The following is a 14,209-nucleotide window of genomic DNA, read 5'->3' as shown; positions in this document are numbered from 1 at the left end:
AAACCTCCTAAGGTTGATGTTTTCTATCGTCATTGCTGCCGCAGGATCTTGCCTGCCGACTGCATGAGCCGCTGTTTCTGCGCATCCGGCACCGCCGCTGGGGCTGGCACCGCTGCTTTCTCTTCCGGAGCAGCCGTCGTCGCAGCGGGAGCTTCTGCCTCCCTGGCCCCGGCCTCAGCTTTGGCTGGTGCAGTTGCAGCTTCACCAGCTGCCTGCTGCGGCTGCTCTTCCACAACAGGCGGCGTGACCGGATCTGCTATGTCGTCCACGGCAGGAGACTGCGGCCCAGGCGGCACTTCATCACCTGCCAGACGGCCACTAGCGAAAATACCAGCCGCCACGAGTAAAAGCGCAACCACAGGCGGCAATAGCCGCTTTGCCCAGCACTTCAGCCACGCACAGCGCGGACTGTCTTTTACCTGTGACAGCTCCGCCCGTGCCAGCATGAGCTTGAGATCTCCCTGGATGTCATTTTCATGCTCCAAGGAATGCTCCGCCTCGCCAAGCCAATCCCGGGCTGCCCGGATATGATTTTTCTGCGTTTTGCGCCGGTCCGCCATCACATAACCTCCTGTAACCCACTCTATCTTATAATCCAATTGGCTATATAGAGCGTGACCTGCAATATAACGCGGTTTTGGATAAACGTTGGCATTTATCCTTGATTTTAAGCCCTATTGAGCTTGATTTCACTGTTTTTCAGCCATTTTCACCAATGTTGCATGAAACGCGACAACATGCCACGCACGCGGCGGATGCCGTTTTTCTGCAGCCGGTAGATATGTGACTTGCTGACCTGCAGCCCTGCAGCCACATCGCCAGCCTCCTCACTCTGCATGTACATGCTCTCCAGCACGGCGCGCTCGCGTGCCGGCAGCCGCTCCATCGCTTGATGCAGTCTGGCTGCCAGCTCATTGGACTCAGCCTGCTCGGTGACCGAGGGGCTCAGATCCATGAGATTTTCCTTGAGAGTCAAGCCGCCATCGGCCGGCCGCGCATCCATACAGGCAACATCCACGCGGCCCTCCTTGTGCAGGTAATTCAGCATGCGCCCGCGGATGCGATGCACGGCAAACAGGCTGAAAGCCACACCGCGCTGCGGATCATAGCTTTCCACCGCCTCGATAAGGCCAATAGTACCTTCCTGCACGATATCCATGATATTCTGCAGGTTGCGGTAAGGCACCGCCTGCTTGAACACCAACGGCTGGTAAGACTCGATGAGCAGGCGGCGGGCTTCGCTTTGCCCCTCCTCTTTGTAGGCCTGCCAAAGCCTGCGCTCCCGCTCAGGGGACAAGGTCTTCACTTGCTGCAGCGCTGCGACATATTGTTCAAACTGCATCCTGCTCACCTCCTTTTCCAGCATGCCATCTCAGAACGATGTCCTTGCTTCAACACCGACAACATAGTCACGGCCTTCACGCTCAAGCGTCATACCCCATCTGTCATCGAAATCATAGCGAAGCCCATAGCGGTTGACACTTTTGTTGCCGCCCAGACTGCGCGTATATTTCACCATAACCTTGTCCGAGATATATTTTCCCATCTGAACATTAAAATCGTATTTGTTTCTTTCATTTTCTTCGGCGCGATTTTCAAAAGCCGAACCATTACCGCGGGAAATCGTGAACTGGTCGAGATAGAGAACGTCACGCATGACGCCCTCCACTTCCGACAGGAAACTCATCTGCAAGCCCACAGTCAGAAGATCTGCCGCTGTCATGTTATTTTGCCCATGCTTGTATGCATCGCGCAATGTGAGCAGCTGGATAATCTGCGTCTGGCTCATCTGCGGGCTTGACGACAGGATGACCCTCATGTTCCCCAGTGGCCCCTTGGCCGCCAGGAACACCCGCGTCCGCGTCAGCCGTGTGTCGGCGAAGAAATCAATGCTCGGCAGGAACGAAGCCACCTGATTAAAAGTCGCCCGCCCTTCACGGATGGCAAACTCTGTCTTGAGGTAGTTGATGGTGCCGCCACGCTTGACCTCCAAGCTGCCCGACATCTTCGGATGACTGGTGATGCCGCCAGCATGGACCTGGCCAGTCAGATACATATCGTAAAGATAGGGACTGTAGAAATGAACCTTCTTTCCGACATTGACCTGTACATCGAGCACAGCCTCAGGCATCTCACCCTCACTATCGGGGATAGCCGGCACCGAGACAAGGCAATCAGCAAAATCGATTTTTCCATAGAGTTTCGGCAGTGTTTCCCCGTAAAAATCCGTATCGAACAGACGGAACTCACCAGTAATCGGCCCGCGGAACATACTGCTTTGCACATCCAGCTTGTCAAGCTGCAGCTTCAGATCGTATTTCTGCGGCTTCACGCCATCAAACTGTATATCACCAGTCAATGAATACGTACCATCGCCCATTTTACCAGAAAAATCCCTGACTGTCATCTTGCTGCCCATGAATACAATATCCGCATTCATATCGGTCACCGGATTCTCAATCGCCTTGAATTTGACAGCACCAGCCCTTATCCCCAGCGAACCATCGATATAAGGGTGCGCCAGCGTGCCATGGATCTTCAAGCTGCCCGTCGTCGCGCCCACAGCCCAGTCAAGCTGCTTGGATAGCAGGGGCAGCAGTGACAGATCCGCCTGATCGAGGCTTAGCGTCAACTGCATCTGCTCGATATCATCCAGCGCCTCGTCGCGGTCCGCCGAAAGCGCACGCAACGGGATGATTCCCTGTGCACTGGCCTGATACGTCCTAGCTCCAGACATTTTTCTCACGGTCAATGCGTCGACACGCACCAGCCCATTCTTGAGGTGCAGCGCACCATCGAGGCTATCGAAAGTCGACCCCTGCACACCACCGTCATGGCCCTTGATGGTCACATCGGCGGACGGATTCGCCAGCACACCGCCAAACACAGCTTCAACATCAGCTGTGCCGATGACCGTGGTCTTGATGCCTGCCAACTGCGCAAACATGCCCATTTCCAGATTGGACGCGGAAAGTTTTGCTGCCAGCGGCCCGCCAGCCAGCCCGGCACTGCCGGACAAGGTCATCAGCCCCGTCGGCCCTTGACAGGCCGAGAACTTATCGATATACACCACTTGATCTGCCAGCCGGAGGTTGAACGCCACATCGTGGATATCGTAGCCGCCCACGGTACCCTGTTCCATAGCACCAGCCAGCTGTACCTGCGGATTGCGCAGCGTACCGCCTACATCAGCGGTACAGTCGACCCGTCCCTGCAGCAAATCATTCTTCTGATTGGCCAGCGCCGCTATCGCATTGGCATCTGCATTATCGATCTTCAGCTTGCCTGCTATCTTTTCAGTAGCCGTATCGACCGAGCCGGTAACCTCATACGTGCCGCCATTCTGTTCAAAGCGGAATTGATCGAGGTCAGCAATCTCACGCCGGTACTTGACCAGACCGCGCAGATTCGTGATTTCCTGCTCATTCAGCACCAGGCTCGATGCCTCGAGGATACCATAAAACTCCGGGCTGTCCGTCGTGCCCAGGATCTTGCCCTTGAAAGTTCCATGACCGCTTACCTCATAGGGCAGCTTGTGCTCCACGCGCTTCAGATCGATGTCCCGGGCTTCTACCTCCATATCGAGATGCTTCGCCTGGTCGATCGTGCCGTTGAGCACCATATCAACCATCGGCGAATACGCATGAAAATCCTGCAAACGGATTACACCATTATCCAGGAAATAGTCACCGTCCATGCCTGAAAGCAGTACACCATGATAACTGCCACGATAGAAATGAATATAACCGACACCTTTGGGATTATCCAATGTTCCCGTAAGTGTGATGATATTATCGACATTACCCGTGATGGGCTGATCCGGCGCCACCAATGCCGCGATATCTTCCATACGGGCGCCCATCGTATCGATTCGCAGATTCAACCGGCGCTCGCCGGCAAAACCGGCAGAACCAGCCACCCGCCAAACTTCCCGGCCATCTTTCTCCATCAGGAAGTCATCGATATGCACACCATCCAAACTGCCGCTGGCCATAAGTTTCAGACTGTCAAAGGGCTGTTTGAACAAAGTGCCATTAAGGCCAGAAAACTTGATCTCCACCTGCGGATTGACGGCGGGGCCCTGCACCGTCCCCTTGAAATCACTGACACCAGTCAGGTCGGCCTCAGGCTCAAGCTTGCTCAGCAGAGACAAATCGAAATGCGCTCCATAGAACGCCAAGTCAAGCGTCGGTTCAGCCAGCACATCGGCCACCGTGCCCTCGACCCCTAAGCGGCTCTTGCCTGGCAGGTTCATGCTGACGAAATCCAGCTTGAGGTCGTCACCAGCCAGATAGAAGGAGCCATTGAGATCCTCGATGGGCAGATCCCGATAGGCACCATGCTGCAGCTTGGCATTGCCGTACGCCTGCATCACCTCCAGTTCCAGGCCGGTACCGCTGAAGCCGATGTCTCCCGACACGCGTCCGGTCACCGCACTGGCAGCCGGAATCACAGCGGCCACCTCTGCCATATCGATTCCCTGTACCCGTACATGGGCAGTATATCCCAGATCAAGCGTCGACAGCGCCAACTCGCCTGCCGCCTGACCACCCAACGTGTCCATGCGCATGTCTTCCACAAACACATGGCCGTCCTGATAGCGAACCTTCGCCGCCAGATTTTTGAAGGACACTCCTGCGGCGGAACCGGCGGCTACCTTGACGCTGCCATCAACCAACGGATTCTGGATGGTACCTTTCACCTTAGCTGCAAAAGACGCCGCCCCCTGATAGGGGATATTCACCAGGATCTTTCCAGGGTCGAATGAATCCGACGTGGCCTCAAGATCCAGATAGGGTACACCTGTATCCAGCCGAATCTTGCCATGTGCCTTAGCCTGCTGGCCATTGGCTTCCGCCTCAGCCGAAAGCAGGACCTCCACATTGGTGAAGGCCGTATGGCCCTTGATGCCCTTGATTTCCGTCGACTGGACGCGCAGAGCCCCCTCCGTGAAGTCTGCCTCGCCACTGAATGACAGCTGGCTGCCATCCCGGAATACATGCAGTTCCGCCTGGCTGATCCGGCCACCTTCAAGTGTCACCTCATCGGGCAGCCAATCAGCTGGCAAGAGTCCGAGATAGTGCTGCACATCGGCCTCATGGACTGCCACATTGAAAATCTGCCGCGCGTCATCAAAGGTTCCCGACGCCTCGATGGCTGCCCCTTGGTTATTGGCCGACACCTGCGCCTTGAGCACCGGATAGTCTGCAAAATCCAGGCTGCCATTGACATCCGTCAGCGTCAGTTCCCGCCCCTGCATACGGCCAGTCACCTGTGCGTTCTCGACATTGACGATGCCGTGGAACTGCTGACTGCTTGGCTCATCACTGATCACATCGCGATAGTTCCAGCTGCCATCGGCCCGCTGCTCGACAACGGCCGTCACATCCGAGACAGTCACCTCTTTGATCGCCTCGACCGGCGAAGAAAGCGCAGAAAGCAGGCGGTAGGTCACCTGCGCTTTTTCTGCCCGTGCGATGACTGCCGCCTGCTTATCATAGATTGCCAGATCGTGCAACTCCAGCGTGCGGAACGACTTGACTTCGATATCACCGACATCGACCTGCACGCCCAGTGCTTCTGTGGCCACTGAGGAGATTGTCTGTCCAGCGGATTCCGTGAAGGCAGCCGTCTGCATATAGTAGCGGAGCCCTAATACCCCGAGCATGCATATGCAACAAACAACTGCCAGTATTCCCATTGATTTCCGCTTCATGATATACCCCTCAAAAAGCCCAGTCCCTGGCTATATTATTCCGGCAAGATTTATTTTGCCATTTCCTCTGCTACTGAATCCGTATTCTGTGCTGCTTCAGCCGGTTCTGCCACCGGTGCAGACTTAGCCGTTGCTGCACTCTCCTTAACCTTCTTCTCCTTGGCTGCCTTCTGTGCTTCCCGCTCTATCTGACGGCCTGCCTTTGCCTCTTCCTTGGAGGCCTGTTTTGCTTCCTCCGTCAGTTCAAGAATTGCATCCGCATGGAGCTTGGCATCCTCGCGGACTTTCTTGACACGGTTGCCAGCAAGCTGCGACTCACGGTACTTCACGACATCGATATCTACGGGCAGGCCCATTGCTTTATCAAGCGCTGCCTTGCTTGTATTGTACTGATAGAGCGCCGTATAGTAATTTGTCCGGGCCGACGTCAGCTTCTCGTTGGCATCCATGACGTCAAGGTTCGTACCGACACCAGCACTGTAGCGGACTTGCGCAATCTTATAATCCTCCTCAGCCTGCGTCACAGCTACCTGCGTCGTCTGGATATTCTTCTCTGCAGCCTGCAAGCTCAGATATGCCGTGCGCACGTCAAGCTGTATGGTCTCATCCGTCTGATGAGCTTTTTCCTGCTTCGTGACCAGGCTGGCTTCTGCTGTTTTGATATTCGCTGCGGTTACACCATTATCGAAGATATTCCACGATGCCTCAGCACCTGCCACCCAAGTTTCTGATTCATTATCCTTGAACCCGCTGTCACCAGCAATGGTCTTGCTGGCCACAGCATTGACCGTCGGATAATAGCCCGAACGTGCCGTATTGATGGAGGCCTCAGCCTGCTTGACCGCATAATACGCAGCTGCACCATCGGCACGATTAGCCAATGCATACTTCGTGCAGTCATCAAGCGATAAATCGTATTTCGTGTATTTAAGCTGATCACGGATATCGAGCACCGTATCCGTCGGCAAGCCGACAACGTTATTAAGCGTTGAGATAGCGATATCGTAATTGTTCTGCGCTGTCACCAGTGCCTGCTGTGCATTAGCCAGCTGTACCTGGGAAGCCAGCACATCCGATTTGGCTACCGTACCAACGCGATACTGGGCATTGACATTGTCGAGATGTTCCTGCAGCGTGTTGACTGCATCCTGCTGGACGCCGATGAGATTGCGGCACTGCAGGATCTTATAGTAATCAGCCGTAGCCTCGTAACGGATGCCCTGTTTCACATTCTCCAGCGTTACATCGGCTTCATTGAGCCCATAGCCATACTGGTCGATAGCTGCACGCAGCGAACCATTGTAAAGCGGCATGGTAGCCTTCCAGGTGTTGCCATACTGCGAACCATCGATGCCGTTTAGCTCATTCGTTCTGCCGCCAATACGCTGAGCCGTCGCTGCCCAGGAAAAAGTCACGCCGGTCTTGCGGCGATAAGACGACAGATTCCACTTCGCCGCATCTACGCCCGCCAAGGCACTCTTGATATTGCGGTTATTCTCCAGCGCCATCTGCACGCTGTCCTTGAGATCCAGCTGCACCGTGTCGGCAGCCATAGCCGTTCCCGACACCATCATCATCGCCAGGCCGCCCATGACGAGCGCCGTCAATTTTTTATGAAAACCTTTATTCCTCTTCAAGACTATATCCTCCCTTGAAACCAGATTTCATCATGTATATAGATGCCCGCTTGCGCGGGCAGAGATTATCGAGAATCAAAACGACTGCCGGATGCCTACGAAGGTCGCACGATGCTCGCTGTCATTGACATCGTTCATCTGCCCCAGCAGCCAGGTATCACTGTTCCCCAGACGATACTGTGCCCGCAGGCGCACCGATGGATCACTAGCATCATAGACATCCGCCGAAAACTTGAACTTATCGCCTGCATAGGCATCTACACCAAGACCAGCCTTGCCATAGATGACGCCGCCACGCGCACCGAAACTGCCAGCACGTGTCCCCAGCTGGAAATTCCCTCGGCCATCTTTACCGATATTATCCATGCCAAAATTCAGGAATGCCCCTTCTGGCGCTCCCACATTGACATTCAAATTGGTGCTCCACTTTCCCTGGCCCCCGCTGTAGAGAACATCCATCTCCGGTGACACCTTGATAGATTCGAGGCGGCGTTTCATTTTTCCTGCCTTTTCTGTCAGTTCACGCGTATTATGGATGATAGCCTTCGTATCTTCGATAGTCTTTTCATCGCCAGCCACTTTAGCCAGCCCTTCCGCAATCACCCGGATCTTATCACTGGCCTCGGCAATGTTGCTAAGTGTCAGCCGCAGATTCTCAGCCGTCTGCGGATCAGCTCCCACAGTCGAAAGATTTGTCATCATGGCTTCGACAACCTGGGCCGTCCGGTTGAGGCTGGCCGTCATCGCATTCATATTGCCAAGCATCTGATTGATGTTGCCCTGATTGGACTGTGCCATGCTTTCCAGCGCCGCCACGAGTCCATTGACATGTGCTGTCGTATCGCGCATATTCACAGCCATCATGATAATCGACTGCTGGAAATCTGCGTTCCCCAGGATACCGTGCATATCGGCAATCAAGGTCTGCGCCTGTTCGGTCAGCTTATTGAGGTTGGCGAACATCGTATCCATGCCTTCCTCGTCCTGGCCAATCAAGTAGTCACCATCTTCAACCCAGCCTTTATACGTGTCTGCCGGTACGATGTTGATAAACTTCTCGCCCATGACGCCAGCTGAGCCGACCGTTACCTGCGACCCCTTCGGGATCTGCGCATCACCATGGATGCGCATCGTCACGGTAACACCACGGCCATCATTCCTGACTTCCTTGACTTCGCCGACCGGCACACCAGAAAGCCGGACAGTCGACTGCGGTTCTACGCCAATGACCTGACGGAAACCGGCATAGAGCGTGTAGTCCTTGTCACCACCGAACTTGAACCCGCTGAGCATGACGATGACACCAGCCAAGAGTGCCAGCCCCACCAGCGTAAACGCACCTACCTTTGCCTCTGTTGTCATCATCCCTGTGCCTCCCTATCTATCGCCACTGTGCGGAAAAATGCCCGCACCCTTTCATCCTTGCTCTGCTTGATGTTCTCGACCGTGTCGAGGGCAATGATGCTCCCTTCGTGAACCATCGCGATGCGATCGGCAATGCGGCAAGCACTCACCATATCATGCGTTACGACGACCGAAGTCACATCGAGAGTCTGCTGCGTATGCAGGATGAGCTCGTCGATTTTTGCCGTCATCAGCGGATCAAGGCCCGAACTCGGTTCATCGTAGAAGATGATGTCCGGACCAAAGGCAATGGCTCGCGCCAAACTCACGCGCTTCTTCATGCCGCCCGAAAGTTCGCTCGGCATCCGCTGCGCAGCATTGTCCAAGCCGACAAGATGCAGCTTCTCCGTCACGATACGCTGGATTTCCGTCTCAGGAAGATCCGTGTGCTCCCGTAAGCCAAAGGCTACATTATCCCCCACAGTCATCGAATCAAACAGGGCTGAATACTGGAACACCATGCCCATATGCAGCCGGACCTTATCAAGCTCCTTCTCCGCCAACTGTGCAATGTCCTGATCACCGATCCAGATCTCGCCCGCAGTCGGCCGGATCAGACCGATAAGCAGACGCAGAAGCGTGCTTTTGCCTGAGCCTGAGCCCCCGATGATGGCAAGCGTCTCCCCCTCTTCAATTGTCAGATTGATATGGTGCAGGACTTCTTTCTCGCCAAAGCTCTTGCACACATCCACGAGTCGAATCATGATTCCTCACACTTTTACAAGCAAATCTCAATATAGGACGAACGTCAGCACGGCGTTCAGGATAAAAATGACGATGATCGAAGAAACGACCGTCTTGGTCGTCGCCTTGCCGACGCCCTCGGCACCATCGGGACTGTGCAGGCCGTAATAACAGCCCAGTACAGCAATGACATTGCCGAAGAACACCGCCTTGATGACACCGCCCGTGATATCGAAGACTTCCGTGAACTTATGGATTGAATTCATAAACAGATACGAGCTGATGCCATTATAGTAGACCGCCACGAACCAACCGCCTATCACACCGATGATATCACCGAACACCGTAAGTATCGGGACGACAATCATGCAGGCGATCATGCGCGGCACAATGAGGTAATTGACAGGACTGACCGCCATGACGCGCAACGCATCGATCTGCTCCGTAACCTTCATCGTCGAGATCTCCGCCGTGATTGCCGCCCCCACGCGGCCCGCACAGACGACGCCGACCAGAACAGGGCCCAGCTCACGGCCGATAGCGATTGAAATGATACCACCGATTGTCCCCTGCGCCCCGAAACGGATCAGGATATCTGCCGTCTGCAAGGTCATTACCACACCTGTGAACAGCAGGGTCAAGCTCACGATCAGCAAAGAGTCGACGCCAAGATGCGACATCTGCGCCAGGATATGGCGCAAACGCGGCTTATGGCCGAGCTCCCGCATGGTATCACGGTAAAGCAGCACAATCGTGCCCAAATCATCCAGCCGGCGCAAAACAAACGCACCGACAAGCTCCAGCAGCTTCAGCAGCCTCACCATCTCCCTTCCCATCCGCCGAGAATTCTCCTATCCTATACTACCTTTCGATTTTAGCAGAGATAACCGAAATAGTAAAGATAAGTTTACTATTTTTACTGGAAATTTCAACTTCTTTTTCCCTGCATTTCCCTATATAATAAAGGTACTCTCACTTTACGATTCAGGAGGTTTCTATGCCAAAGAAAGTATACGCCGTACGCGCTGGCCGCGCCTGCGGCATCTTCACGACCTGGGCCGAATGCAAGAAACAGGTCGATGGTTTTGCCGGTGCCCGCTACAAGGGCTTCACCGATGTCAGCGAGGCCCTCGCCTGGCTGAATGGCGGCGAACGCACCCTGCCACAGGCTGCCCCTGCCCCCCGGCGCGCCACGAACCCCGCCAGACGTACAGCAGCTTCCCAGCCAGCCGCGCCGGCCCTGCCAGATGACGAACAGGATTACGTCATCTACACCGATGGCTCCTGCCTGCGCAATCCCGACGGGCCTGGCGGCTGGGCCGCCGTCGTCACCGATGTGCACACCGGCGAAGTAACTGAGCTCCACGAAGGAACGCCAAGCACCACCAACAACCGCATGGAACTATCGGCAGCCATCGCCGCCATGTCATTCCCCCAGTCCCCGGCCAAGATCGCGATCTACACCGACAGCCAATACCTGAAGAACGGCTTCACCAAGGGATGGCTCAAGTCTTGGAAAAGCCGCGGCTGGAAAAAAGCCGATGGCAATCCGGTGCTCAACCAGGATCTCTGGATGAAACTCGACGAGCTCTACGCCCGTCACCAGATCACCTTCCACTGGGTAAAAGGCCACGTCGGCGTCGACCTCAACGAACGCTGCGACCAGCTCGCCAAGAGCGAAGCAATGAAATACCTGTAAAAAAAGCCAGCAGGAGGATATATCCTCCTGCTGGCTTTCGCTTTATCTCATTGCCAGCGGGCAAACAGCTCATGCTCCACCCCCAGCTGATCGCAGATCTTGCCCACGAGCATGTCCACGAGATCAGCCAGCGTCTGCGGACGATGATAGAACCCCGGGCTCGCGGGGATAATGCGGGCTCCCGCCTGGGAAAGTTTCAGCAGATTCTCCAAATGAATCGCATGCATCGGCGTCTCACGCGGCACGATGAGCAATGGCCGGTATTCCTTGAGCGCGACATCCGCCGCCCGCGTCAGCAGATTATCCGATACCGCATGGGCGATACTGCCGGCCGTCTTCATCGAGCACGGCACGATGACCATCGCATCCATGCGGAAGGAGCCGCTCGCAATGGCAGCTCCGATATCATGGTTATCGTAGAGCACGTCGACGCGCTGGGCAAAAGCCTCGCGGCTCACGCCGCATTCGTAATCCAGCACCTGCCAGCCGCTGTCCGTGACGACAGCATGCACCTCATGGCCAGCCTGCCGCAGCGTATCGATGAGCCGCAGGCCGTAGATGCTGCCGCTGGCACCAGTGATTCCCACAACGATTTTCATAGCGCTCTCCTTCTTTCAGCAAAAGAGCCTCCCACCTGGGAGGCTCTGAATCGTTCTCGCTTAGAGTTCTGCTTTCTTGATGACTTCGACGCCGCCCATATAAGGTACGAGAACCTTCGGGACGATAACGCTGCCGTCTTCCTGCTGATAGTTCTCGAGGATAGCGGCAACGGTACGGCCCACAGCCAGGCCCGAACCATTGAGCGTATGCACGAATTCCGGCTTGCTCTTGGCATCGCGGCGGAACTTGATGTTCGCACGGCGTGCCTGATAATCCGTGCAATTCGAGCAGGACGAGATCTCACGGTACTTGTTCTGGGACGGGAACCATACCTCGATGTCGTAGGTCGTTGCCGACGTGAAGCTCATATCGCCCGTGCAGAGCTTGACGACATGATACGGGATTTCCAGCAGGCGCAGGACGTCTTCCGCATTGTCCACCATCTTATCGAGCTCTTCCCAGCTCGTCTCCGGCGTGCAGAACTTGATCATCTCGACCTTGTTGAACTGATGCTGGCGGATAAGACCGCGCGTATCGCGGCCGGCACTGCCTGCCTCAGCCCGGAAGCATGCCGTATAGCAGCTGAAATATTGCGGCAGCATCTTGGCATCGAGGATCTCATCGCGATAGTAGTTCGTCGTCGGAACTTCAGCCGTCGGTACGAGATAGTAGTCAAGCCCTTCGAGCTTGAACATATCCTCTGCAAATTTCGGCAGCTGGCCCGTGCCCGTCATGCTGTCCTTGTTCGCCATATACGGAGCGAGCATTTCGGTGTAGCCATGCTTATCCGCATGGAGATCCATCATGAAGTTGATGCAGGCACGCTCAAGACGGGCCCCCAGGCCCTTGTAGAACGTGAACCGTGCGCCCGTGACCTTGGCAGCACGGTCAGCGTCGAGGATATCGAGATCCGTGCCGATATCCCAATGAGCCTTCGGCTCGAACGTGAATTCACGCGGCGTTCCCCATTTGCGGACTTCCGGATTCTCCGTGTCGTCCTTGCCGATAGGAACATCCTCACGCGGCATATTCGGGATATGCAGCAGGATATCGCGGAGTTTTTCCTCGACCTCTTTGAGCTCGCCGTCGAGCTCTGCAATCTTCTGGCCGACCTCACGCATCTCTTTGATGCGCTCGTCCGCGTTCTCCTTGTTCTTCTTCATCGCGCTGATTTCCTTGGAAACCGCATTGCGCTGGCTCTTGAGCGTCTCCGTCTCCTGCAGCAACTCACGGCGGCGTTTCTCGATGCCTTCAAAGTCATCAAGGTTCAGCGGATTACAGCGATTCTTGAGCATCTGACGGACTTCGTCGAGATGTTCACGGACAAACTTCATGTCTAACAAAATACTCACTCTCCATATCTCAATACAATCGAACAGATCATATCATTTCCTGTCATTCCATTTCTCTATTATATCGTCTAAAAGAATCTCGGTCAATATTCAGACACTTATCTCAAAATGCTCCTTCTCATCGGGGCTGGACGGTGGCTTGCGCACGATCTTCTTCGGCTTTGCCTTTACCTCAGGCGGCATAGCTGTCACCTGCTCACGATACTGCTGTGCCGCCTGCTTCGGTGCTGCCGCTGCCGACTCCCCGCGTGACGGATGCACAGGTACGCCGCGGCTGGCTTTGGCTGCCGCCAGCCGCTGTTTCGCCTCTGCACGGGCCTGGCGCATCTCGGCTTCAGCCTCAAGCCGTTCCTGCTCCTCCAGCTGCCTCAACACCTCATCCGGCGTCAAGCCACGCAGATTCGGCAGATCCTCCGTCTCCGTCATCACTGCTAGCCGGATATCTTCGGCCGACAACTCGCCCTTGGCGCCACGCCGCTTTTTCATGAACACGCGGTAAAACACAAATGCCAGGACGACGACCGCTGCAAATGTGAACGCCCAATACCCAGCTCCCTGCGTCAACGGCGAAGGTGGCGGCTGTCCCGTCGCCGTTTGAACCGCAGCCTGCGCCGCCTGATCTCCCTGCTCCTGGGAACTGCCAGCCTGCAAAGCGGCGGCCGCCTGCGGATCCGTCTGCACCACAGGTGTTGCACCATTTTGCTGGCTTCCATTTGACGACTGTCCCGCCGGCGCCTCATTCTTAGCCTCCGGCCGCGCCTGCGTCGTCTTAGAAAGCGCACCATCACCACGCGCTACAGCCTGACGGGCCTGTGCCTCCTGCCGCTGCGCATCCGTCTGCTGGCTGTTCTGCGGCACAGTCGATTCCGTCACACTGCCGCCATCCCCCATCATCACTTTCGGCACAGACGGAGGCGTCGGCGGTGTCGGTGCCACCGGTGGTGTCACTGCCATACCATTCCCTCCCCATCATTCATTATCTTCATTATACCCTATCCCGGCCAAAATAGATAACGAAATATGGGCTGCGGCTACAAGCAACTACTTCCATATTGCAAATTGCAGTTTATCTGTCCGTACGTGGTTAAAACAAACTCGGTACAGCTCAGCTTGGGTG

At 55.5% G+C, this 14,209-nt stretch carries 11 protein-coding genes; 1 reads left to right on the top strand and 10 read right to left on the bottom strand.

Going from position 1 to position 14,209, the window contains the following annotated elements; all coding sequences use genetic code 11:
- Nucleotides 1-29: 29 nt before the first annotated feature.
- The 7 genes from BM181_RS04990 to BM181_RS04960 form a co-directional block, all read right to left on the bottom strand.
- Nucleotides 30-560 (bottom strand): hypothetical protein, encoded by a 531-nt coding sequence (locus BM181_RS04990; RefSeq protein ID WP_082336176.1) that lies wholly within the window; start codon nucleotides 558-560, stop codon nucleotides 30-32.
- 149 nt (nucleotides 561-709) lie between these two features.
- The gene (locus BM181_RS04985; RefSeq protein ID WP_075442706.1) at nucleotides 710-1,342 is read right to left on the bottom strand and encodes a sigma-70 family RNA polymerase sigma factor; all 633 of its coding nucleotides are present in this window, start codon (nucleotides 1,340-1,342) and stop codon (nucleotides 710-712) included.
- Nucleotides 1,343-1,372: 30 nt separating this feature from the next.
- Nucleotides 1,373-5,716 carry a translocation/assembly module TamB domain-containing protein gene (locus tag BM181_RS04980; RefSeq protein WP_075442705.1) on the bottom strand — a complete coding sequence of 1,448 codons (4,344 nt, stop codon included), beginning with the start codon at nucleotides 5,714-5,716 and terminating at the stop codon, nucleotides 1,373-1,375.
- Nucleotides 5,717-5,766: 50 nt separating this feature from the next.
- Nucleotides 5,767-7,353, bottom strand: a complete 1,587-nt coding sequence (locus BM181_RS04975; protein ID WP_075442704.1) for a TolC family protein — start codon at nucleotides 7,351-7,353, stop codon at nucleotides 5,767-5,769.
- Between the two features lie 75 nt (nucleotides 7,354-7,428).
- Complete coding sequence (locus BM181_RS04970) at nucleotides 7,429-8,718, bottom strand: MlaD family protein (RefSeq protein WP_371263011.1); 1,290 nt, start codon at nucleotides 8,716-8,718, stop codon at nucleotides 7,429-7,431.
- Nucleotides 8,715-9,461 carry an ABC transporter ATP-binding protein gene (locus BM181_RS04965; protein ID WP_075442703.1) on the bottom strand — a complete coding sequence of 249 codons (747 nt, stop codon included), beginning with the start codon at nucleotides 9,459-9,461 and terminating at the stop codon, nucleotides 8,715-8,717. Before BM181_RS04965 ends, BM181_RS04970 begins: the two co-directional genes overlap by 4 nt.
- 27 nt (nucleotides 9,462-9,488) lie before the next feature.
- Nucleotides 9,489-10,277 (bottom strand): MlaE family ABC transporter permease, encoded by a 789-nt coding sequence (locus BM181_RS04960; protein ID WP_371263010.1) that lies wholly within the window; start codon nucleotides 10,275-10,277, stop codon nucleotides 9,489-9,491.
- Nucleotides 10,278-10,438: 161 nt separating this feature from the next.
- Between BM181_RS04960 and rnhA the strand changes: the two genes are divergently transcribed.
- Nucleotides 10,439-11,140, top strand: a complete 702-nt coding sequence (gene rnhA / locus BM181_RS04955) for a ribonuclease HI (RefSeq protein WP_075442702.1) — start codon at nucleotides 10,439-10,441, stop codon at nucleotides 11,138-11,140.
- A 47-nt stretch (nucleotides 11,141-11,187) separates the two neighbouring features.
- Here the strand turns inward: rnhA and BM181_RS04950 are convergent, their stop codons facing one another.
- From BM181_RS04950 to BM181_RS04940, 3 genes are all read right to left on the bottom strand, one after another.
- Nucleotides 11,188-11,739 carry a UbiX family flavin prenyltransferase gene (locus tag BM181_RS04950; protein ID WP_075442701.1) on the bottom strand — a complete coding sequence of 184 codons (552 nt, stop codon included), beginning with the start codon at nucleotides 11,737-11,739 and terminating at the stop codon, nucleotides 11,188-11,190.
- 60 nt (nucleotides 11,740-11,799) lie between these two features.
- Complete coding sequence (gene serS, locus BM181_RS04945; protein WP_075442700.1) at nucleotides 11,800-13,083, bottom strand: serine--tRNA ligase; 1,284 nt, start codon at nucleotides 13,081-13,083, stop codon at nucleotides 11,800-11,802.
- 99 nt (nucleotides 13,084-13,182) lie between these two features.
- Nucleotides 13,183-14,046 (bottom strand): hypothetical protein, encoded by an 864-nt coding sequence (locus tag BM181_RS04940; RefSeq protein ID WP_075442699.1) that lies wholly within the window; start codon nucleotides 14,044-14,046, stop codon nucleotides 13,183-13,185.
- Nucleotides 14,047-14,209: the final 163 nt, after the last annotated feature.

It is taken from the genome of Pseudoselenomonas ruminantium (genome assembly GCF_900113715.1).
Classification (GTDB): Bacteria; Bacillota; Negativicutes; order Selenomonadales; family Selenomonadaceae; genus Selenomonas_A; species Selenomonas_A caprae.
Note: the sequence above shows the minus strand (reverse complement) of the source record. Positions and strands in the feature narration are given on the sequence as shown.